This window comes from Streptomyces sp. TAA204 (genome assembly GCF_000424965.1).
The window spans coordinates 15270-37046 of the sequence record NZ_AUKW01000011.1 but is presented as its reverse complement, the minus strand read 5'-3'; the positions used below and the strand labels follow the sequence as shown (position 1 = coordinate 37046).

Here is a 21777-nt window from a genome sequence, read left to right as displayed (position 1 = left end):
TGGCCGGTGTTCGGGCCTTCTCAGAGGTGTCTTTCGTACGATGCGTCCTACGTGCGACCGAGCCGGTCGACCAGACAGGCGAGGTATACGGCTGTCGCCTCCACCGGCTCCCGGACGTTGCTGCCCGTGAGCGTGCTGATCTTGTCCAGCCGGTAGAGAAGAGTGTTGCGGTGGATGTGCAGCCGCTGCGCCGCCCGCACCAGATTGAATCCGGATTCGTGCCAGGCGACAACGGTGGACCGCAGGGACGAACCCGCGGGCTCCGCGGCCAGCCCTCCCAGCTGCCCGCGGCTGAACCGGGAGCGGGCGTACTGCCCGGCGCCCGCCAGCAGTTGCGGGACGCGCAGCGCACGGGCAGCGAAGACCTCCTCGCCGGGCAGGACCTTCGGGCCGATGCGCACCGCGTCGTCCGCGTCCGCGTAGGAGACGTGCAGGGAAGGTACGTCCTCGGCGGCCTCCCCGAAGCCGGCGCAGGCCGTGACCCCGTGGCGGCGGCGCAGTTCACGGACCAGTTCGCGGCACGTCGCCTCCAGGTCCCACGCCCCGTCGTGACCGCCACGGCCCGGGGGAGGGTGGAAGAGCACGGCGATACGTCCGGCCCGCATCGGGGCCACGACGTCCTCGGCGCCGCCGAAGACCTCCCGTACGGTCCGCAGCGGCGTGGACGTCGTGGTGAGGACGCCCGTCGGCCCGGAACCGGGCACCTCCTCGCGGGGAGCGGTGACCACGAGCACCGCGATCCTCCGTTTCAGCAGATCCACCCCCAGCTCCGCCGCGCGCGCCACGATCACGGCCGGGTCCACCGAGTCCGGGTCGAAGAAGGCCACGTCCCGCAGCAGATCCCCGCGTGCCTGCTCACGCACCAGCCGGTGGCGCAGCAGCACCGACTCCCGCAGCAGGATTTCGGTCTGCCGCTGTACGACCAGCCCGAACTGCCTCACCCGCCGGGGCGACCCGGTCAGTCCGACCGTGCCCACGGGCACCCCGTCCAGCAGGATGGGCAGCGTGATGCCCGGACGTACGCCCTGCAGCCCCGCGGCCTCCTCGGCGGTGTGCGTCCGGGGCCGCAGGGTCCGCAGGACGCCGGACGACGCCTCGTGCACCGTGCCGACGCGGTCGGTGTCGCCGCTGCCGATCACCGTCCCCTCCCGGTCGGTGATGAGGACGTTCAGCCCGATGACGGTGCTCGTCTCACCGGCGATCTCCTGCGCCAGCTCGGGGGTCAGTGCCGGTGTCCTGCTGACAGCCGCCATGGCCGCCTCCACCTGTCGTTGGACCAACCGTACGAAGAGCGACGACCGTACACGTGCGCTCTCGGACGCTTCGCATGATGCCCCGGCCGGGGCCCGCTGCCTACCGTCGTTCGAGGCAGGACCGCACCGGACGGCCCGGACCGTCCGCAACACCCGCACACGGGAGGCCATGTGACCACGGAACGCGCGACCGGGTCGGTGACGGTGATCGGAGGCGGCCTCATCGGGCTGTGCTGCGCCTACTACCTGCGCGAGGCCGGCCTGCGCGTCACCGTCCTGGAACGCCACCGTCTCGGCAGCGGCGCCTCCCGCGGCAACGCCGGTGAGGTCTGCCCCGACCTGGTCACCCCCCTGCCCGCACCCGGGATCATCGGCCCCGCGCTGCGCGGACTGCCCCGTCCCGACAGCGCCCTCTACATCAGGCCGCGTCCGGACGCCGCACTCGTGCGCTTCCTCCTGCGGTTCGGCCGGAACACCACGCGGCGGCGCTACGCCTCGGGCGTACGTGCGCTCTCCCGGCTGGCCTCCGGCAGCCTGCGGCTGTTCGAGGAGCTGGAGGCCGCGGGCGCCGACGGCGACGCCGTCAAGCGCGGCTTCGTCTTCGCCTACGGCTCGGCCGAGAGCGCCGGGCGCGCGCTGCGCGGCTTCCGGGAGATCGGCGCCCCGCTGGGGTCGGGGGTCCTCCAGGGCGGCGAACTCGCCGACCTGGAACCCGCCCTGGGGCCAGGGGTCCGGGCCGGACTCCTCGTCGAGGACCAGTGGTCCGTGGACCCCTCGCTCTTCGTCGACCGGCTGGGCGGCGTGCTGCGCGAACGCGGCGTGGAGATCGTCGAGGGTGCCCGCGCGACCTCGCTCGCCGAGTCCGGCGGCCGCACCCGGGTCCGTACGACGGCCGGCGACTTCGTCGCCGACGCGGCCGTGGTGGCGGCCGGGGTCTGGTCCCGCGAACTGTGCCGGCAACTGGGCGCGGACATCGGCCTCTTCCCGGGCAAGGGCTACAGCTTCTCCGTGGACGCGGACCCGATGCCGCGGCGGACGGTCCATCTCGGCGACGCACGGGTGGTCTTCACTCCGATGGGCAAGCAACTGCGGGTCGCCGGGACCATGGAGTTCGACAGCGACGCCGAGGTGTTCCGCCCGCGCCGCGTCTCGGCGATCGTCTCGGCGGCCGGCAACTGTCTGAAGTGGGCGGACTGGTCGGCCCGGCAGGACGAGTGGGTCGGCGCCCGGGTCCTCACGCCCGACGGTCTGCCCGCCATCGGCCTCGTGCCGGGCCGTTCGCGCGTCTATCTGGCCTCCGGGCACAACATGCTGGGCCTGATGCTCGGACCCGCCACCGGACGGCTGATCACCGACCTGGTCACCTCCCGTCCCGATCCGGCCGTCAGCGCCCTGCTCTCCCCGGGCCGGCACGCGGTCAGGGCGTAACGCACGCTCCGCACCCGGCTCCTCCCGCTGCCCGCCCCGGCCTGCGCCGAGGGGGTGTCTGACAAATGGCGTCGTTCGCCCGCGAGGGCGGGGCAGCGGTGGCCGGTGCGTGCGATCGCAAGGCGGAGGGAGGAGAGCGCAGCGGGCTGCGCCGACGACCGACAACGCAGCGAGCGTGCGTGCCGGCCACCGCGGCCCAGACGGGACTTGTCAGACACCCCCTAGGGGAACCGGCCCGACGGCGGCTGCCTTTCCCGGCGGGACGCATAGAATTCCCCGCGACACCGCACCGATGCGCCGAGGGGGTCAGGATGCCGAGCAGGCCCGCCGAGGAGCCCGACGGCTCACGCGGGGCGCCGGAGGAGGCCGCCGCGGCGCAGCCGGCGGAGTCGGCCGGGGCCCCGGACTCCGAACTCGGGGTCACCATAGGCGTCACGGTCCGCTCGACGCGCCGCCTCCTCGGCCTGACCGTCGAAGCGCTCGCCGCACGTGCGGGGGTGAGTACGGGAGCGCTGAGCCATCTGGAGCGGGGCCAGGGGAACCCGTCCCTGCAGACGCTGCAGCGGCTGGCCGCCGCCCTGAGCATCCCCCTGGTGCAGCTGCTGCAGGGAGCGACGCCGCCGGAGCATCTCGTCGTCCGAGCGGGCCAGCGGCCCCAGCTCCCCTCCGCGAGCGGCGACCCGCGTGACGAGCAGGTGCTGCGTGAACTGCTGACCCCCTCGGGAGGCCGTCTGCAGGTGATCCGCAGCGAGGTGCCGCCCGGCTTCAGCAACGAGGGACGCTCCTACCGTCACCTGGGTCAGGAGTGCGTCGTCGTGCTCTCGGGGCGGCTGACCGTCTGCGTGGGGCAGGAGACCATCGAACTGGCACCCGGCGACACCGTCACCTACGACTGCACAGTGGCTCACTGGTGGGCCAACCCGGGAACGGAGACCACGGTGGTGCTGGGCGCCGTCACACCTCTGGCGTTCTGAGCGTCCCGGCGCGGCTGCGCAGTCTGTCCAGCAGCGTGAGGTCTATCCGGCCGCGCAGCAGGCGGTGTTCGAGGTTCTCACCGCCGGCCCATCCGGCAAGCCGTTCCTCCAGCGGCCCTTCAGAGGCACCGCCCGCCGCCAGCAGCGCCGCGACCTCGCGGGCGACTTCGCCGGTCAGCGGCAGGGCGGAGGCGGTGTCGGCGGCGCCAACGAAGGTGTGGTGCAGTTCCAGGAGCCTGCGCAACTCGCCCACGGGGTCGCTGTGATCGTCCACCCGAAGGTCGACACGGGACGTGCTGCGCAGGTTCCCGTCCTCGCACGGGCCCACGACGCGCAGTGCGGCGCTCTGTCTGCCGCGGCGGTCCCCGCCGGCCTCCTCGCCGTCGGCGAGTGCGGCGAGGAGGCGGGAGGGGAGCGCGCCTGCGGAGCCGGTGAAGGCGTCACGCAGGGCGTGCAGTACGGACCCTCCGCCCAGACAGTTGCCGACGGCCACGCAGCCGGGACCGAGGAGGTGGCCGGCGACGGCGGTGCAGTCGGGGCCGGTCCAGGCCGCGGCGTCGCCGGACGGGCCGAGCACCGCGACCTGCCGCCGTGAGCGTCCCGGGTCGGAGCCGAGGAGGCGCTCCAGCACCTGCGCCGCGCCGTGTCCGCCGCGCAGCAGTTCGGTGCCGCGCCCGGCGAAGGAGGTGTTGGTGTGGGCCTGGGTGACCAGGGCGCCCGCGCCCGCGGCCACGGCGGGCACCGTGGCGCCCACCGCGAGCGATCTGGACGCGGTGACGACGCCGAAGGTCCCGTCGCCGTCCCGGACCACGAGCGAATAGGTCACGTCTTCCTCCGTGAGCGGCTGCCCGGCCGGACCGCTGCCGACATCAACTCCGTGTAACAGATCCGGGCCGTGTCTTGACCGGGGTGCCGGGGGTTCGTAGCGTGCCGCCAAGCTTCGCAATAATGACGGCTCTTCATCATAGTGATGGAGAGGGAGCCGAATGGGCAAGCGGGCCGAAGCCGAGGAGGAACGGCGATGAGACGAGCAGTCCGATGGACCGGTGCGGCACTCGCGACGGGCCTGCTCGCCGCGTGCTCGCCCGGCAGTGGAGTGGACCGCGGGCTGAGCAAGGACGGTTCGGGCGTCGTGGCCGCGATCGCCGGCGAGCCCGACCAGCTCGACCCGCACCGTACGTCGTCCTACTTCTCCTTCGAGGTGCTGGAGAACACCTTCGACACCCTGGTCGAACCGGACGAGAACCTGGAGATGCAGCCGGCGCTGGCCAAGAGCTGGAAGGTCAGCAAGGACGACCTCACCTGGACGTTCACACTCCGCGAGGGCGTCACCTGGCATGACGGCTCCAAGTTCGGCGCCGACGACGTCGTCTACTCCTACAAGCGCATCATCGATGAGGAGCTGGGCAACGCCTGGCGGTTCGACGGCGTCAAGGACATCTCCGCCCCGGACGACTCGACAGTCGAGATCAAGCTCGATGAGCCCATGACCAACCTGCTCTCCAGGATCGGCGGCCACAAGGGCCTGTCGATCGTCAACGAGAAGAACGTCGAGAGCAAGAAGATCAACAAGCGCCCCATCGGCACCGGGCCGTTCTCCGTCGCCGACCACAAGCCCGGCGAGTCGATCCAGCTCAAGGCCAACTCCCGCTGGTGGGGCGGCAAACCGAAGATCCCCTCGCTGACCTTCCGCTTCATACCCGAGCCCACCACCGCTCTCGCCGACCTCCAGGCGGGCGAGATCGACTGGACCGACAACATCCCGCCACAGCAGGTGAAGAAGCTCTCCGGGGACGACTCCCTGAAGCTCGACTCCGCCGTCGGCAACGACTACTGGTACCTGTCGGCCAATCAGGACCGCAAGCCGTTCGACGACCCCCGGGTCCGCAGGGCCATCGCCTACGGCATCGACCGTGAGGCCATCGTCAAGGCCACGCAGTACGGCAACGCGACGGTCAACCAGCTGGCCATCCCGAAGACCAACCCCTTCTACACCGAGTACAAGCCCTACTCGAACGACACCGGCCGCGCGAAGAAGCTGCTCGACGAGGCCGGCGTGAGCGATTTGAAGATCGACATGCTGGTGACGAAGGAGTACCCCGAGACCGTCACCGCCGGCCAGCTGATCGCCTCCCAGCTGGAGAAGGCCGGCATCACCGTCAAGCCCCGCGAGGTCGACTTCGCCACCTGGCTCGACAAGCAGGGCAAGGGCGAGTACGACATGCTGATGCTCGGCTGGCTCGGCAACCTGGACCCGGACGACTTCTACTACGCCCAGCACCACTCCAAGGGCAACTTCAACTTCCAGAAGTACTCCGACCCCGAGGTCGACGGGCTCCTCGAGGACGGACGGTCGGAGACCGACGAGAAGGCCCGCAAGGACCACTACGCCCAGGCCGCCCGGAAGATCGCCGACGACGCCAGCTACATCTACCTCTACAACCCCGACATCGTGCAGGCGTGGGCGCCGCAGCTGAAGGGATACAAGGTCCGCAGCGACGGTGCGATCCGCTTCCGTGACGCGGTACTGGCGGACTGATGCTGCGTTTCGCACTGCTGAGGACCGGACACGCCGCGGTCGTCCTGGCAGGGGTGACGGTCGTCGTCTTCGCCCTGGTGCATCTTGTCCCCGGCGACCCGGTGCGGGTCGCCCTGGGCACGCAGTACACCCGGGAGTCCTACGACGCCCTGCGCGCCGCCTCCGGGCTCGACCGCCCCCTGGTCGCCCAGTACTTCCACTACGTCGGCAGCGCCCTCACCGGTGATCTCGGCGTCAGCTTCCGCACCGGCGAACCGGTCACGCTCGTCCTGCTGGAGCGCCTCCCGGCGACGCTGTCCCTGGCGTTCGCCGCGATGGTCATCGCCGTGGTGATCGCCTTCCCGCTGGGCATCTACGCCGCGACGCACCAGGGCAGGATCAGCGACACGATCGTCCGTGTCGTGAGCCAAGTCGGCGTCTCCGTCCCCGACTTCTGGCTGGGTATCCTGCTCATCCTGCTCTTCTCGGGCACGCTGGGCTGGCTTCCGCCCTCCGGGTACGTCCCGGTGACGGAGGACCCCGTCGGATGGCTCTCCCGGGCGGTCATGCCTGCGACGGCCGTCGGGCTCGTCTCGGGAGCGATCATCACCCGCTTCGTCCGCAGCGCGGTGCTGGAGACGCTCGGCTCCGACCACGCCCGTACCGCCCGCGCCAAAGGGCTGCGGCACCGCCTGGTGATGAGCCGCCATGTGGTGCGCAACGCGATGGTGCCCGTGATCACCGTGATCGGCGTGCAGGCGGCGATCCTGCTGGGCGGGGTCATCGTCGTCGAAGTGGTCTTCGCCTGGCCCGGACTGGGCCGGCTGACCTTCGACGCGGTCGCCGCACGCGACTATCCCGTGGTGCAGGGGGCCGTGCTGCTGGTCGCGGCGCTCTTCCTGCTCGTCAGCCTGATCGTGGACCTGCTCTACGGCCGGATCGACCCGAGGATATCCCTGAGATGAGCGCACGGCCGTCCTCCGCGTGGAGCCACCTGCTGCGCCGCCCCGTCTCGGCGGCCGGGCTCGGCGTCATCGCCCTGCTCGTCGTGCTGTCCCTGCTGGGGCCGCTGCTGGCCCCCTACGGGCCCAACGCCGTCGACGTCAGCCGAGCCCTGCAACCGCCCAGCGCCCAGCACTGGTTCGGCACCGACGACCTGGGGCGCGACGTGCTCAGCCGGGTCGTCCTGGCCGCCAAGGTCTCCTTGCAGGTCAGCCTGATCAGCGTGAGCATCGCGATGGTGGTCGGGGTGGCGCTCGGTCTGGTCGCCGGCTACTTCCGGGGGTGGGTGGACACCGTCGTCATGCGCGTCGTCGATGTGCTCTTCGCGTTCCCCATCATGCTGCTGGCCATCGCGATCGTCGCCGTGCTCGGGCCGGGGCTGAACACCGCCACGGTCGCGATCGGCGTGGTGTACGTCCCCGTGTTCGCCCGCGTCACCCGCGCGAGCGCGCTCGCGCTGCGCGAGGAGACCTTCGTGCGGGCCGCGGTGAGCATCGGCGCCCGGCCCGTGCGGATCATCCGCACCCATGTGCTGCCGAACGTCACGGCTCCCATCATCGTCCAGACCTCGCTCAGCCTGGCCTTCGCGATCCTCTCCGAGGCGGCCCTGTCCTTCCTCGGGCTGGGCGTGCAGCCGCCGCAGCCGTCGTGGGGCCGGATGCTCTTCGACGGCAAGGCCTTCACCGACGCCTGGTGGATGAGCGTCTTCCCGGGACTGGCGATCTTCCTCACGGTGCTGGCGTTCAACCTCGTGGGCGACGGCCTGCGGGACGTCCTGGACCCCCGGCAGCGTTCCGTTCTCGAGTCCAGGAGAGGCCGATGACAGCACCCGGATTCGCCGTGCGGGACCTGAGCGTCGTGCTCGGCCGGGGCACACGTGCCGCACACGTGGTCCGCGGGGTCTCCTGGTCGGTGGAGGCGGGCCGGACGCTCGGCGTGGTCGGCGAGTCCGGCTCGGGCAAGTCGATGACGGTCCTTGCCGCGGCCGGTCTCGTCCCGCCGCCCGCGAGCGTCACCGGCAGCGCCCTGCTGGGCGGCACCGACCTGCTGAAGCTCTCCCGGCGGGAGATCGAGGGCGTACGCGGGCGGCGGCTGGGCTTCGTCTTCCAGGACCCGATGACCTCCCTCAACCCGCTGCTCACCGTCGAGAGGCAGATCACCGAGGCCATCGAGGCACACCTGGGTGCCACACGGCGGGCGGCCCGCGACCGCGCACGGGAACTCCTCGAATCGGTCGGCATCCCCGACCCGGGCCGCAGACTCGACGCCTATCCGCACCAGTTGTCCGGCGGCATGCGCCAGCGCGTGATGATCGCGATCGCACTCTCCTGCGAACCGGACGTCCTGGTCGCGGACGAGCCGACCACGGCACTCGACGTCACGACGCAGGCGCAGATCCTCGAGGTCGTGCGCGAACGGCAGGAGCGCATGGGCATGGCGGTGGTCTGGATCAGCCACGACCTCGGCGTGGTCGGCGGCCTGGCCGACGAGGTGGTGGTGATGTACGGAGGACAGGTGGTCGAGCAGGCACCGATCCGGACCCTGCACCGCGACCCCGTCCACCCCTACACGCGCGGCCTGTTGGGGGCGCGTCCCGTCCTGGGCAGCAAGCGCGGCGAACTCACCGCCATCCCGGGAACACCTCCCGACCCGCGCGCTCTGCCGCCAGGCTGTGTCTTCTACGACCGCTGCCCCGTCAAGGGGGATCCGCGGTGCGAGAACGAGGTCCCGCCGCTGACGGAGACCGGACCGGACCATTACGCCCGCACGTTCTGCCTGGAGAGCACATGAGCGCCGCCCCGTCCCTGGAGAAGCGGTCCGCGCCGCTGCTGGACGTGCAGAACCTGAGCGTCCGGTTCCCCGGCCCGCGCGAGGGGCGCAGGCGCTCCTGGGTGCGCGCCGTCGAGGACGTCTCCTTCGGGATCGACAAGGGGCGGACCCTGGGCCTGGTGGGCGAGTCCGGCTCCGGCAAGACGACGATGGGCAACGCGCTGACCGGCCTGGTCGAGCCCGCCTCCGGGACGGTGCACCTCGGCGGTGAGGACGTCCTGGCTGCACGCGGCGCCCGGGCGCGCGAGCTGCGGCGGCGGATCGCGATGGTCTTCCAGGACCCCTACTCCTCGCTCGATCCGAGACGCACCATCGGCGCCACCGTGAGGGAGCCGATGGACGTGCACCGGATGCGTTCCGGCCGTTCCGGCCGCGGCCGGCGGGTGGCCGAACTGCTCGAACTCGTCGGACTGGCCGGGGAGATCAGCGGGCGGTACCCGCACGAGCTCTCCGGCGGCCAGCGCCAGCGTGTGAGCATCGCCCGCGCGCTGGCGGCCGACCCGGAGCTGATCGTCCTGGACGAGGCGACCGCCTCGCTGGACGTCTCCGTCCAGGCGCAGATCATGAACCTGCTCCGCAGGCTCCAGGACGAACTCGGCCTGACGTACCTGTTCATCTCCCACGACCTGGCCGCGGTGGAGCACATGAGCCACCGAGTGGTCGTGATGTACCTCGGCAGACTCATGGAGACCGGCGGCGGGGACGATCTCTACGCCCGGCCCGCCCACCCCTACACACAGGCACTGATGTCGGCGGTGCCCGACGCGGACCCCGACGTGGAGAGGGGCCGTGAGCGCATTCTCCTCAGCGGCGACCCGCCCAGCCCGCTCGATCCGCCCTCGGGCTGCGTCTTCCGCACCAGGTGCCCGCTGGCGGTCGGCCGGTGCGCCGAGCCGGTGGAGCCCGTGACCGTCGCCGAAGGGCACACCGCCTGGTGCGTACGGACCGACGAGTCGCTCTCGCCCGACCGTCTCGGTGCCCTGCGCTGAGGTACGGGCCGCCCGGCACCGGCGGTGCCCGTACCCTCAGCGCAGGGCACCCAGGCAGACCGCGAAGACGCTCGCGCAGAGTGCCGCAAGGACGCCCGCCGTGGCCCGGCACAGCAGGCGGCGGCGCAACTGCTCGTAGCGGGCGGTGTATTCCTGCCGCAGCTCTCCGCAGTGCTCCACGGTGCCCTCCAGGACGCGCCGGGTGAGTGCCATGCGGTTCTCGGTGTAGAGCTCCACGACGGCCTCGTGCTGTCCCGGCGTCAGCCAGGGCAGCCTGCCGGCGAAGGCCTCCGCCTCGGCACGCGCGGTGCGCAGGTGCGACTGCGCCAGCAGGTAGCCCTCCAGCTGCTGGAGACCTCTGGCGGATTCGGTCCGTGCGGTGTCCGGGAGCGGCATCCGGGTCTCCTTCAGCTCCGGCCGGGCGGTTCCGGATCGTGTACGTCGCGGCGGTCGTTCTCCCGCTGCTGGAGGGCGGAGGCGGCCGGATGGTGCAGGTCGTAGGCCGGTGACTCGGAGCGGATGCGCGGCAGGGTGCAGAAGTTGTGCCGGGGAGGCGGGCAGGTGGTGGCCCACTCCAGCGAACGGCCGTATCCCCATGGGTCCTCCAGTTCCGTCTTCGCCCCCGAACTCGCGGTCTTCCAGACGTTGTAGAGGAACGGGAGGGTGGACAGCCCGAGGAGGAACGCGCCGATGGTGGAGAGCGTGTTCAGCCCGGTGTAGCCGTCGGCGGCGAGGTAGTCCGCGTAGCGGCGCGGCATCCCCTCGGCCCCGAGCCAGTGCTGGACGAGGAACGTGGTGTGGAAGCCGATGAACAGCGCCCAGAAGTGGATCTTCCCGAGGGTCTCGTCGAGCATGCGGCCGGTGAACTTGGGCCACCAGAAGTAGAAACCCGCGAACATCGCGAAGACGACGGTGCCGAAGACGACGTAGTGGAAGTGCGCCACGACGAAGTAGCTGTCGGTGACGTGGAAGTCCATCGGGGGAGAGGCAAGCAGCACACCCGTCAGCCCGCCGAAGAGGAAGGTGACCAGGAAGCCGATGCTCCACAGCATCGGCGTCTCGAACGACAGCGACCCCTTCCACATGGTGCCGATCCAGTTGAAGAACTTCACACCCGTGGGGACGGCGATCAGGAAGGACATGAAGGCGAAGAACGGCAGCAGCACCGCGCCGGTGGCGAACATGTGGTGCGCCCAGACGGTCATGGACAGTCCGGTGATGGCGATGGTCGCGCCGACCAGCCCGACGTAGCCGAAGATCGGCTTGCGGCTGAAGACGGGCAGGATCTCGGTCACCACACCGAAGAAGGGCAGCGCGATGATGTAGACCTCGGGATGTCCGAAGAACCAGAACAGGTGCTGCCACAGCAGCGCCCCGCCGTTGGCGGCGTCGAAGATGTGCGCCCCGAACTTGCGGTCCGCCTCCAGGGCGAAGAGCGCGGCGGCCAGCACGGGGAACGCCATCAGCACCAGCACGCTGGTCAGCAGCACGTTCCAGGTGAAGATCGGCATCCGGAACATCGTCATCCCGGGCGCGCGCATGCAGATGATCGTGGTGATGAAGTTGACGGCACCCAGGATCGTCCCGAAGCCGGACATCGCCAGCCCCATCACCCACAGGTCGCCGCCGATCCCCGGTGTGTGCTCCCCGTCCGAGAGCGGCGTGTAGGCGAACCATCCGAAGTCGGCCGCGCCCTGCGGGGTGAGGAACCCGGCCACGGCGATGAGGGCGCCGAAGACGTAGAGCCAGTAGGAGAGCATGTTCAGCCGGGGGAAGGCCACGTCCGGCGAACCGATCTGCAGCGGCATGACGGCGTTGGCGAACCCCGCGAAAAGAGGGGTCGCGAAGAAGAGCATCATGATGGTGCCGTGCATGGTGAACGCCTGGTTGTACTGCTCGTTCGAGATCAACTGCGTCCCCGGCCTGGCCAGTTCCGCACGCATCACCAGAGCGAGAGCCCCGGCGAAGAGGAAGAAGGCGAAGGAGCTCACCATGTAGAGCGAGCCGATCTTCTTGTGGTCCGTCGTGGTCAGCCAGGTCACCACCACCGATCCGGGAGCGCGCTCGGGGGCGTGCTCCTCGGGGGGCTTGGTCAGCACTGCCATGGGGGTCCCTTTCGCGTCCACGGAATCCTGCGCGCGGACCGGCGGCCGTGTCCCTGCCGGGCGGCGGAGCCGCCGGGCGGATACCGGCGGCCAAGGCCGCGGCGCTGGTTGCACGACGTTCGTACCTTCCGTGGTGCACGGGGGGCCGTTTTCACCCGTTCGTGGGCTCGGTGTGAACGGACTGACGCGTCGCGAACCGGGGAGACCGCGCGCCACCGTCCGCGCCCGCGCTGAGCGCCCCGGAACGTCGCGGCATGCCCGGCGCCGAACCTCGCCCGGCATGTCCGCGAGAAGGTCCACCACGGGGTGCACCGTGCCTGAGCCGGGGCGGTCACCCCGTACGTCTCCGTCCCCTGCGCCGGGAGTCTCCGCTGGAGGAGAGCCGCCCCTCCAGCACGTCAAGAGCCGTAGGCCGCCGGCGATTTGACGTGCGCTCATGCGGTCAGGCGCACACCTGAGCCCGCGAGACGGGTCAGCGGAGTCCCGACCCGGACAGCCCGGCGGGGTCCCACGAGGGTATGGCCTCAACGGCGGGCGCGTGACAGTCCGGTGGTGATGACCGCCGGTTACAGCAGCCCCGCCTCCCGCGCCGTCCACACCGACGGGACCAGCGGGCGGTACCCGAGTTCGCGACGGATACGGGTCGTCGACATCACGCTGTGCCAGGGGTCCGGGGCATCCTTGTCGTAAGCCTCTTGCGGCACCGGCAGGCCGTGGATCTGGAAGAGGTCGATGGTGGTGACCGGGGCGTCGTCGGCGATGTTGTAGACGCCGTGCGCTCCGGGCGGTGCGTACAGCAGCCGCTTCAGGCCCTGTGCGACATCCAGGTGGTGGCCCATGTGCAGGCGCTGCATGGCGGGCCAGTCCGGCGCCCAGTCCATGACGTCGGCCAGGTGCGGGTCCCCGTCCCCGTACACGAAGGGCAGCCGCCCGATGCGGAGGTCGTCGAGGCCGTCCAGCTCTCCGAGCGCACGCTCCGCCTCCCACTTGGACTCGGGGTATGCGCCCCAGAGGTGAGTGCCCGGCACGGTCTCGTCGTCCTCGACCAGCGGCCTGCCACGTCCCGACCCGTACACGAGTCCGGTGCTGACCTGCACGAACCGGCGCACTCCGGAGGCCACCGCGGCCCGGCCGAGCTCGATGGCAGCGTCCCGGTTGACCGTCCACGCCTCCTCGTCCGGCACCCCGCGGAACGCGGCGGCGACGTTGACCACCGCGTCCACGCCGGCCGTCGCCTTGCCGAGCGCCTCTGCGTCGCGCAGATCGCCGACGAGCACCTGGGCGCCGAGCCCGGCGAACCGCTCGCCCCGCGCCGTGTCCCGCACCAGGACCCGCACCTCGTCGCCGGGCGGTGCGCTCTGCAGCAGCCTCGGTACGAACCTCCGTCCGACCTGGCCCGTCGCTCCTGTCACCAATGTCAGCATGGCCGCCTCCTCGTCGTCGTATCCATGTCCGCCAGCGTGCGTGAGCGGCGGCAGCGGCGGGAGAGACGCGGTTATCCAGGGACCGGCAGTCCCTGGATACCAGTCCGGGTCCGAGGGATCCTGAAGTCATGGACCGAACCGGACTCGCCGACTACCTGCGCCGCGCCCGCACCCGCCTGGCGCCCGGCGACGTGGGCCTGAGCGCGGGCCCGCGACGCCGCACCCCGGGCCTGCGCCGCGAGGAGGTGGCGCAGCTCGCCGGGATGTCCACGGACTACTACACGCGCCTGGAACAGCGCCGCGGCTCCCACCCGTCGCGGCAGATGCTCACTGCCCTCGCCCGCGCCCTGCGGCTCACGGACGTCGAACGCGACCACCTGTTCCACCTGGCGGGCGAGGAGCCGCCCAGGCCCGGCGGCTCCTCGGACCACGTCCGCCCGGGACTGCTGCTGATCCTGGACCGGCTGCACGACCTTCCGGCATCGGTGATCAGCGACTGGGGCGGGATGCTCGCGCAGAACGCGATGTCCGTGGCCCTGACCGGAGACCGCACCGGGACGAATCTCATTCGCCACTGGTTTCTCGTGCCCGGCGCACGGGACCTGGCCCCGCCCGAGAACCATGAGCAGCATTCCCGCGCGCACGTGGCGAGCCTGCGGGCGGTCGCCACAGCCCGCCCCGACGACCCGGGCCCGGCCGCGCTCGTGGCCGAACTCCGCGCCGGGTCGAAGGAGTTCGAAGCGCTGTGGGGGGAGCACGATGTCGTGGTGCGCCGTCCGTCGCCGAAGCGGTTCCTGCACCCGGTGGTCGGCGTCCTCGACCTCGACTGCGAGGTGCTGCTCAGCGACGGTCACAGTCAGCAACTCGTCGTGCATTCGGCGCGGCCCGGCACACAACCGTACGAGCGGCTCGAACTGCTGTCGGTCGTCGGCCTCCAGGACCTGACCCCCAGCCCGTAGGGCGGGCACTGCCGCATCAGGTTTCCGCCGCGGTGCCCGAACGGGTGTCCCGCCTCACTTCCGGCAGCGGGCGCCTTCGCAGCCGTAGACGCTGTCGTCCCGCCGCACCTTGGTCCGGTGGCGGCAGCTGAGACGCTCGGCGGCAGAGTCGCTGTGGACGATGCCCGTGGGCATCCCCGTCAGGCGCTCGTGGGCGGGCGGCCCGGTCCGTCCCCGGACAGTGTGCCGTGACGGACGATGTGGGTGGGGACGGTGACGCGTCGGGAGGCCGGCGGCGCTGTGCCGTCGTGTTCGAGGCGATCGATCAGCAGGCGTGCGGCCTGGCGGCCGATCTCGTCGGCGTCGTAGGAGACGAGCGTCAGCGGCAGACCGAGGATGTCGGACAGGTCGAAGTCGTCGAAACTGGCGACGGGAAGGGTGGTTCCCGATTTGTACAGGGCCCGGACCGCGCCCTGGCTGATGCGGTTGTTGGCGCAGAACAGCGCGGTGGGGCGTTCAGCCTGTGCGAGTAGTCCGAGCGTGGCCTGCTCTGCTGTCGCGGAGTCGACCAGGCCCTGGCGAATGAGGGCGTTGTCCGGTGCGATGCCGACTTCGTCGTGCGCCGCCCAGAACCCGCGCAGGCGTTCGGCGCCCGTGTAGAGCGCCGGCGGGTTGCCGAGGAAGGCGACGCGGGTGTGCCCGTCGTCCAGGAGGCAGGCAGTGGCTTCGCGCGCGCCGTGGAAGTCTTCGACCAGGACGCAGTCGGTGTCGAGTCCGGCGGGCGGCCGTGCGGCGAAAACGACTGGGACGTGCCGCATGGCACTGGCCAGGTGCTGTTGTTGGCTGCCCGCCGGAACGACGATCAGCCCCTCAACCTGGTGATCGACAAGTCCGTTGATGAGTTCGGGCTCTCGTTCGGCCTGCTCGTCGGAGTTGCTGAGCAGCATGCGAAAGCCGTACTCCGTCGCGACTTCCTGGACGCCGAGTGCGAGGCGTGAGTAGAAGGGGTTGGCGAGGTTGGTGACGACGAGGCCGATCATCCCGCTGCCGCCGAGGCGGAGACTGCGTGCGGTCTGGTTACGCCGGTAGCCCAGTCGGTCGACCGCCGCGAAGACCCGCTCGCGGCTCGCCTCTGACACGCCGGGGTCGTTCTTGAGTACGCGTGAGACGGTCATGGCGCTGACCTGCGCGAGCTTGCCGACGTCGTGCATGGTCGGCCCGCTGCCCCGGCGAGCGGTCATGACCCTGCCCCTTCCTCTGCCCGCACCCACCGGTGCGCTGGTCCTCATGTGGCGTCCGGTACGCCCTGTGCCCAGCGGGCAGCCCCGAGCAAGGGGGCCTCCTCAGGCTGCCCGGCGGGTAGAACAGGTACATCCGGTCTGTCCGCCGACGCCAGCCCTGTGGTGAGCGCAGGATGGATCAAGTCCCACGACTGGGCCATGGAGCCACCGATGACCACCGCAGTGGCTTCGAAGCGGTCGATCCATGGTGCCAGGGCTCGGCCGAGTGCGTCGAAAGCGTAGCGGAAGGCTTCTGTCGCGGCGGCGTCGCCCTTCTTGGCGCGTGCGGCTATCTCACGGACATCGGGAAGGTGCTGATCACTCGCCGCAGTGGAGAGGCAGGCGTAGCGAGTGCGCACGCCACGGCGCGAGACCGTGTCCTCCAGCGGCCGGCCACGCACCGTCAGACGGTGCACGTGTCCGCTGGGCGGAACGAGGGGGCCTGTGTGGACAGGATGGCCGGAGGACAGGAACGAGGACCCCACACCTGTGCCCAGCGTCAGGCAGATGACCCGCTCGTGCCCCGCGGCGGTACCGGAAACGTACTCACCGATGGCGAACGCGTCGGCGTCGTTGAGAAAGCACAGCCGCTCGGACCGGCCGTTGAGCCGCTCGCGCAGGCCGGCTCCGACATCGACACCGGACAGAGACTCGAACTTTCCCACGTCGGCGAAGCGGCCGATGCCGGTGGTGTAGTCGAAGGGACCAGGTATCGCCACACCCCAGCGCAGGCTGTGTCCGGTCGGCAGCGCCAAGGCGGCCAGGGCAATGGCGTCCAGGATGTCATCGGCTTCCGCGTGCGAGCTCAGAGGCTTGCGGATCACCGTGGAGGGAACGGAGCGGCCCGTGCCGAGGTCCACGAGCGCCGCGGTGACATGCGTACCGCCGATGTCGAGCACCGGGACCGGCGCCGGGGCCCGCCCCGTGGGGGTCACGGTTCGACCACCAGCGCCTTGACGATCTGCACCTTGTCGTCGCCCTGCGCGCGGACGCGGTACGGGCCGACGGCAGCGGGGATCGTGATGGTCTCCGCGAAAGCCAGAGCATGCGTGCGGCCGTCGGGGGTTTCGATGAGGGCCCCTTCGCCGGCGGCTACGTTGAGGATGTGGAAACGGCCCGCGGTGTCGTCAAGGATGTCGCGGCCCCGTGCCACGACGAGACGGTGCACCGCGTAGAACATCTCGGGCAGTGCGCCGATGACCTCCTCGTGCCAGCCCTCTCCGGCACGGAGCGTACGCGGCTGCTGGATGAGCTCCTTCGTGACGTCCTCCCCGCGTCGGGCCGTGTCCAGGTTGGCGAAGCCGTGCTCGTAGGGCAGGGGGCGGGACGTGCCGACAGCATCCTTGCGTAGCCAGTCGTACAACCGCAAGGAGTACAGGTACGGGGTCGCGCTCACTTCCAGTACCAGGTTGCCCGCGCCGGAGGCGTGCGGTGTGCCCGCCGGAATCATGAACAGTTGCCCCACTGTCGCCGGGTGTGACTGGACATGGTCCTCGACGGGCATCGGGATGCCGTTGTCGATGGCGTCCTCCACCTGGCGCCGCATGGCGTCGAGATCCGCCTCTTCCGTGAGGCCGAGCAGCACCTGGGCACCGTCCTCGCTCGCTGTGACGTAGTACGTCTCGTGCTGGGTATACGGCCAGCCGAACACCTCCCGCATGTACTGGGCCTGCGGATGGAGGTGCAAGGACAGGTTGCCGCCGCCCATCGTGTCGAGGTAGTCGAACCTGATCGGGAAGGAGGTGCCGAACCGGCGGTGCACGTCTTCACCGAGCATGTCCTGGGGGTGCTCGACGCACAGCAACTGGAAGGGGACCTCGATCTGAGCCCCGCCCCTCTCGCCGACCATGATCCCCGCTTCGGGCGCGATCAGTTCGTAGCCGAGGGCCGTATTGCCGGCCTGCGGGGTGAAGCCGAGCTCACTCGCCGCCCACTGGCCGCCCCACGGGGTGGAGTTGAAGTACGGGCGGGTGCGTACTGGGAGCCGGGCCAGGTGCGCCAGGGTCCTGCGGAGTGCGGCACCGTCCAGTGAGGCCGGGCCGGCCGTGTCCTGTACATCGATCCACCGGTCGACATGTCCCGCGATCGCGTCGCGATGCCGGTCCAGCACGGGCCAGTCGGTGTAGAACAGGCACGCGAGATCGCCGGGCTCGGCGGGGCGCCCCAGGTTGGCGCCGACCGGTAGTTCACCCTTCGAGACAGCGGCCTCGGCGTACCGCTTCGGCAGGTCCGCGTACCACAACAGATCCGGCCCACACAGCGAGGCGCCCGGCCCGTACACCACCACCACTCCATCCTGCACGGGCCGCTCGGGCCGCGGAGGCGCGTCGAACAGGTCCGCGACCCGCGCCTGGGACAGCGGGGTGAAGAACGGGTCGTCGGCGGGGACAGGCCGGGCTGCTATCCGTTCGCCGGCCCCCGCCGCGTAGTGCTCGCGGACATCGATCAGCTCCACGTCGCGGCCCACAAAGCGCACAGCTCCCGCAAGACCATCGGCCAACGAAGCCCAGTCAAGGGCGGCAGGACCGTCGACGGCCAGGAGGAGCGGGCCCTGCGGAAGGTCCGCGGCCATGGCCGGCCAGCCGGCAGCAACCTTGCCGGCCTCTGGCCGGTAGCTGGGGAGGGGGTCGTACGAACGAGACGCGGACACATCTGCTCCTTACTCGGCATCACGGCACTAGTTAACGATAACAGTTGTGCGTTGAAGGTGTCCGCGAGCGTCCCATCATCCTTTCGAAGTGCTTGCAGGTCGCTGAACTGGTCTTTGCCTCAGCTTCCCTTCGGGTGGAGATTCTCTTCCGTCCGGAGTCTTGCTAACTGATGGAATGGTGACGTTAACTTCGACGCAACACGGACGTCCTTGGCCAGTTCCGGGGTTCCCCAGCGTCGTACGTGCCCTGTGGTTCACATCCGGCCATGCAGGTGGCCGATTACGTGAAGGTGATCAATGTCAGCATCGGGCAGGACCAGCAGTGCGGCTGTGCCGCTTGCTCGGCGCCGCGTCCTTGCCGGAGTGGCCGCCGGTGCGGCGGCTCTGACGGCGGGGGGCTGCGCACGAGGTGTGAGCACGTCCGCGCAGCCGGGGACTACAAGCATCTCCAACGACAACGCCACCTGGGACGACGGCTACCGAGCCGCCGGCCGCGAGCTGGAAAAGCTCACCGGCTACGCGCTTCGGCCGCTGTCGAATCCGTCGGTGACCTCCTACCAGCAGGTCGTGCAGATGACCCTGCAGACCTCCAAGGCGTCCGACCTCATCAAGTGGGCGTCGGGGTACCAGCTCAAACGTCTGGCGCGTGCAGGCGGGCTCACCGACTTGACGCGGGTCTGGGAGCGATACGCGGACAAAGGATGGGTGCGCGGCACTTCGAGAGGGGCCGTCTCCTACCGCGGCAAGGCCTTCGGAATCCCGCTGTACGAGTCGTACTACGTGCTGTTCTACAGCAAACCGGTATTCAAGAAGCTGGGCCTGTCCGCCCCGGACAGCTGGGCCGGGCTTCTGCACTGCGCCGAGGTGCTCAAGCGCGACAAGATCACGCCGTTCCTCGCGAGCCAGGTGGGCGGCTGGCCCGCGATCGAGTGGTTCCAGGAATTGGTCAGCAAGGTCGACCCGCACTTTTACCAGCAACTGGTGGCAGGCAAAGCCTCCTACACCGACGACCCCGCCCTCCGCGCCATGGACATCTGGCACGACTTCATGCGCAAGGGATGGATGACGTCACCCGACTTCGACCAGGCCCGCGGCCCCGGCGCGCTCAAGGAGGGCACAGTGGGCATGTTCTTGCACGGCACCTGGCAGGCGGCGGGGATGTCGGCGGCGGGCATGAAACCGGGCACCGACTACGGCGCCTTCATCCTCCCCACGGTGCGCTCCTCCACTCCGAAGAGCGTCATCGCCGAGTCGGGCGTCTTCATGGTGCCCAGTCGCGCTTCTTCGCACGACGCCGCGATGGCGAACGTCGGGGCCTGGCTCGCCCCGTCCGTGCAGCGTGTATGGAGCGACTTTCTTCAGGACAGCTCCGCCAACCCGAAGGTGCGCTCCAGTAACCCGGTGGTGGCCGGGCTTCAGCGGGACATAGCCCAGGAGCGCCGGCGGGCGCTGGTCCGCTACTGGGAGGCCAGCCCGCCCAGCCTCATTCAGGGAAACACCAACGATCTGGGCGGGTTCATGGCCGGGCAGACGTCCGCGGCCACCACACTGCGCCGGATGCAGGAGCGTGCACAGGACGAATGGGCGGCATGGAGGCGAGACGAAGCATGAGCACTTCCATGACCGACCGACCCGCACCCCCCGCGGACAGCGGGATGTCAGCATCCCGCATGCGGCGCGGGAGCCCCCCACGCCCCGGGGCGTGGCGCACCGCGCGCGAGCGTCTGCTTGCCGGCGGGTTCATGGCTCCGGCCGTCCTTCTGGTCGCGCTGTTTCTCCTGGCCCCGTTCGTGTGGACCATCTACCGCAGCTTCTTCAGTGACACGCGGACCTCACCGTTCAACTGGTTCGAGAACTACTCCCTGTTCGCGTCCGACCCGGCGTTGTCCCGGTCCCTCCAGAACACGCTGATGTGGGTGGTGGGCACGGTCGCGCTGCCGTTCGTGCTCGGGCTCGCAGTCGCCTGTATGACCAACGCCGGCCGCTTCTCGCGCCTTGCGCGGCTGTGCGTCGTGCTGCCCTATGCCCTGTCGGGGTCCGCAGTGGCAGTGGTGTGGAATTTCATGCTCACCACCGACGGTGCCCTCAACCAGATCCTGACAACGCTGGGCCTGGACTCACTGGCACAGGGATGGCTGCTGACCTGGCCCGGCAACACCGTCGTGATGATTCTTGCCAACGCCTGGCAGGCCACCGGCGTGGCCGTCATCCTCTTCCTGGTCGGGCTGCAGTCCATCCCAGCCGAGACCCTTGAGGCCGGCGCACTCGACGGCGCGGACGGCTGGCGGCAGTTCCGCCACATCGTCCTGCCCCAGCTCCGCCCGGTGTCGATCATCGTGATCGGCATGAGTCTGGTCAACGGACTCAAGTCGTTCGACCTGATCTGGGTGCTCACTCAAGGCGGACCCGGACGCGCCACCGAGACGCTCGCCGTGTCCATGTACAACGAGACCTTCCTTGAACTGAGACCCGGCGCGGGAGCCGCCATCGCCGTTGTCCTCACCGTGATCGTGCTCGCGGCTTCCTGGCTCTATCTCCGCCGCCAGCTCGACGTGAAAGGCGTATGACGATGTCCCTCAATCGAGCCCTGCGCAACGCCACCGTCGCGATGCTCGCCGCGCTGTGGCTGGTGCCCACATGGCTCCTGGTGATCAACGCCTTGGTACCCGCGGAGAATTACTCCGGCAGCCCGCACTGGCTTCCCCAGGACTTCGGACTGTTCGACAACATGTCCCAAGCCTGGGACCAGGCCAACTTGGGCCCGGCCCTCGGCAACAGCCTCGTATACGCCGTGGCCAGCGCCGTGGCCGCTGCGGTGCTCGCCGGCTTCGCCGCTTTCGCCACGATCATCATGCCCGTCAGGCGACAGGCACTGTGGTTCTGGTTGATCTACTCCGGGACCCTCCTGCCCCTTCAGGTCTTCATCAGGCCGCTGTTCCTGTCGTATGCACACACTTCGCTCTACGACACCCAGATCGGTCTCGTCCTCATCTATACGGCGATCGCGGTCCCGTTCGCGTTCTTCGTCATGCGCAACTACGCCCTGACGCTGCCGCGGGAGGTCGTGGAAGCCGCGCGCATGGACGGTGCGTCGTGGTGGCGGGTCTTCTGGCAGATCCACGTCCCGTTGACCCGGTCCGCCATGATCGCCGTATTCGTGTTCCAGTTCGTGGCTGTCTGGAACGACTTGATGTTCGGCATCACCATGGCCACGAGCCGCAACATCCGGCCCGTCATGGCCGCGCTCGCCGACCTGCAGGGCAACTACTCCAACGTCGGGCCCCCCATCGTGCTGGCCGGCGCCCTCCTGGTCTCGCTGCCGACCCTGGTGTTGTTCTTCTCCGCCCAGCGCTTCTTCGTCAGCAGTCTCAAGCTCCACCGCTGAG

19 protein-coding genes are annotated in these 21777 nt (G+C 69.9%); 11 read left to right on the top strand and 8 right to left on the bottom strand.

What is annotated here, in order from left to right; translation table 11 throughout:
• Positions 1–47: 47 nt before the first annotated feature.
• Positions 48–1253 carry a sugar diacid recognition domain-containing protein gene (locus H343_RS0117865; protein ID WP_028432277.1) on the bottom strand — a complete coding sequence of 402 codons (1206 nt, stop codon included), beginning with the start codon at positions 1251–1253 and terminating at the stop codon, positions 48–50.
• Positions 1254–1424: 171 nt separating this feature from the next.
• On the opposite strand from H343_RS0117865, the gene H343_RS0117860 reads away from it, so the two are divergent.
• Both H343_RS0117860 and H343_RS0117855 read left to right on the top strand, forming a co-directional pair.
• On the top strand, positions 1425–2681 hold the full coding sequence (locus H343_RS0117860) for an FAD-dependent oxidoreductase (protein WP_028432276.1): 1257 nt from the start codon (positions 1425–1427) through the stop codon (positions 2679–2681).
• Positions 2682–2992: 311 nt separating this feature from the next.
• On the top strand, positions 2993–3655 hold the full coding sequence (locus H343_RS0117855; RefSeq protein ID WP_078505819.1) for an XRE family transcriptional regulator: 663 nt from the start codon (positions 2993–2995) through the stop codon (positions 3653–3655).
• Here H343_RS0117855 and H343_RS0117850 read toward each other — a convergent pair.
• Positions 3636–4481 (bottom strand): DUF1028 domain-containing protein, encoded by an 846-nt coding sequence (locus H343_RS0117850; protein ID WP_028432274.1) that lies wholly within the window; start codon positions 4479–4481, stop codon positions 3636–3638. The genes H343_RS0117855 and H343_RS0117850 overlap by 20 nt on opposite strands.
• A 195-nt stretch (positions 4482–4676) precedes the next feature.
• Here H343_RS0117850 and H343_RS0117845 point away from each other — a divergent pair, with 195 nt between their 5' ends.
• From H343_RS0117845 to H343_RS0117825, 5 genes are read left to right on the top strand one after another with little or no spacing between them, the layout of a single operon-like run.
• Positions 4677–6194, top strand: coding sequence for an ABC transporter substrate-binding protein (locus H343_RS0117845; protein ID WP_028432273.1), 1518 nt, complete (start codon positions 4677–4679; stop codon positions 6192–6194).
• A complete protein-coding gene (locus tag H343_RS0117840) occupies positions 6194–7138 on the top strand; it encodes an ABC transporter permease (RefSeq protein ID WP_028432272.1) in 945 nt (314 codons plus the stop codon). The genes H343_RS0117845 and H343_RS0117840 overlap by 1 nt, the downstream gene beginning before the upstream one ends.
• Complete coding sequence (locus H343_RS0117835; RefSeq protein WP_028432271.1) at positions 7135–7998, top strand: ABC transporter permease; 864 nt, start codon at positions 7135–7137, stop codon at positions 7996–7998. Before H343_RS0117840 ends, H343_RS0117835 begins: the two co-directional genes overlap by 4 nt.
• Positions 7995–8966, top strand: coding sequence for an ABC transporter ATP-binding protein (locus H343_RS0117830; RefSeq protein ID WP_028432270.1), 972 nt, complete (start codon positions 7995–7997; stop codon positions 8964–8966). The genes H343_RS0117835 and H343_RS0117830 overlap by 4 nt, the downstream gene beginning before the upstream one ends.
• Entirely contained in the window at positions 8963–9994 is a 1032-nt protein-coding gene (locus tag H343_RS0117825) for an ABC transporter ATP-binding protein (protein WP_051265458.1), read from the top strand. The genes H343_RS0117830 and H343_RS0117825 overlap by 4 nt, the downstream gene beginning before the upstream one ends.
• A gap of 36 nt (positions 9995–10030) precedes the next feature.
• Here the strand turns inward: H343_RS0117825 and H343_RS0117820 are convergent, their stop codons facing one another.
• The 3 genes from H343_RS0117820 to H343_RS0117810 form a co-directional block, all read right to left on the bottom strand.
• Positions 10031–10390, bottom strand: coding sequence for a hypothetical protein (locus tag H343_RS0117820; RefSeq protein ID WP_028432268.1), 360 nt, complete (start codon positions 10388–10390; stop codon positions 10031–10033).
• Between the two features lie 11 nt (positions 10391–10401).
• Entirely contained in the window at positions 10402–12099 is a 1698-nt protein-coding gene (gene ctaD / locus H343_RS0117815) for an aa3-type cytochrome oxidase subunit I (RefSeq protein ID WP_051265456.1), read from the bottom strand.
• 566 nt (positions 12100–12665) lie between these two features.
• Complete coding sequence (locus H343_RS0117810) at positions 12666–13523, bottom strand: NAD-dependent epimerase/dehydratase family protein (RefSeq protein WP_028432266.1); 858 nt, start codon at positions 13521–13523, stop codon at positions 12666–12668.
• A 128-nt stretch (positions 13524–13651) separates the two neighbouring features.
• Between H343_RS0117810 and H343_RS0117805 the strand changes: the two genes are divergently transcribed.
• On the top strand, positions 13652–14482 hold the full coding sequence (locus tag H343_RS0117805) for an MmyB family transcriptional regulator (RefSeq protein ID WP_028432265.1): 831 nt from the start codon (positions 13652–13654) through the stop codon (positions 14480–14482).
• A gap of 179 nt (positions 14483–14661) precedes the next feature.
• Here H343_RS0117805 and H343_RS31265 read toward each other — a convergent pair whose 3' ends face one another.
• Genes H343_RS31265 through H343_RS0117785 form a run of 3 tightly spaced genes read right to left on the bottom strand, consistent with a single transcriptional unit; the run spans position 14662 to position 18391 of the window.
• Positions 14662–15702: a LacI family DNA-binding transcriptional regulator gene (locus tag H343_RS31265; RefSeq protein ID WP_037904188.1), complete on the bottom strand. Its 1041-nt coding sequence runs from the start codon at positions 15700–15702 to the stop codon at positions 14662–14664.
• A gap of 44 nt (positions 15703–15746) precedes the next feature.
• The gene (locus H343_RS0117790; RefSeq protein WP_028432264.1) at positions 15747–16676 is read right to left on the bottom strand and encodes an ROK family protein; all 930 of its coding nucleotides are present in this window, start codon (positions 16674–16676) and stop codon (positions 15747–15749) included.
• Complete coding sequence (locus tag H343_RS0117785; RefSeq protein ID WP_028432263.1) at positions 16673–18391, bottom strand: class I mannose-6-phosphate isomerase; 1719 nt, start codon at positions 18389–18391, stop codon at positions 16673–16675. The genes H343_RS0117790 and H343_RS0117785 overlap by 4 nt, the downstream gene beginning before the upstream one ends.
• Before the next feature lie 297 nt (positions 18392–18688).
• Here H343_RS0117785 and H343_RS0117780 point away from each other — a divergent pair, with 297 nt between their 5' ends.
• Genes H343_RS0117780 through H343_RS0117770 form a run of 3 tightly spaced genes read left to right on the top strand, consistent with a single transcriptional unit; the run spans position 18689 to position 21776 of the window.
• Positions 18689–20002 carry an extracellular solute-binding protein gene (locus H343_RS0117780; protein ID WP_028432262.1) on the top strand — a complete coding sequence of 438 codons (1314 nt, stop codon included), beginning with the start codon at positions 18689–18691 and terminating at the stop codon, positions 20000–20002.
• On the top strand, positions 19999–20958 hold the full coding sequence (locus H343_RS0117775; RefSeq protein WP_028432261.1) for a carbohydrate ABC transporter permease: 960 nt from the start codon (positions 19999–20001) through the stop codon (positions 20956–20958). Before H343_RS0117780 ends, H343_RS0117775 begins: the two co-directional genes overlap by 4 nt.
• Entirely contained in the window at positions 20955–21776 is an 822-nt protein-coding gene (locus H343_RS0117770; protein ID WP_028432260.1) for a carbohydrate ABC transporter permease, read from the top strand. Before H343_RS0117775 ends, H343_RS0117770 begins: the two co-directional genes overlap by 4 nt.
• Position 21777 lies beyond the last annotated feature (1 nt).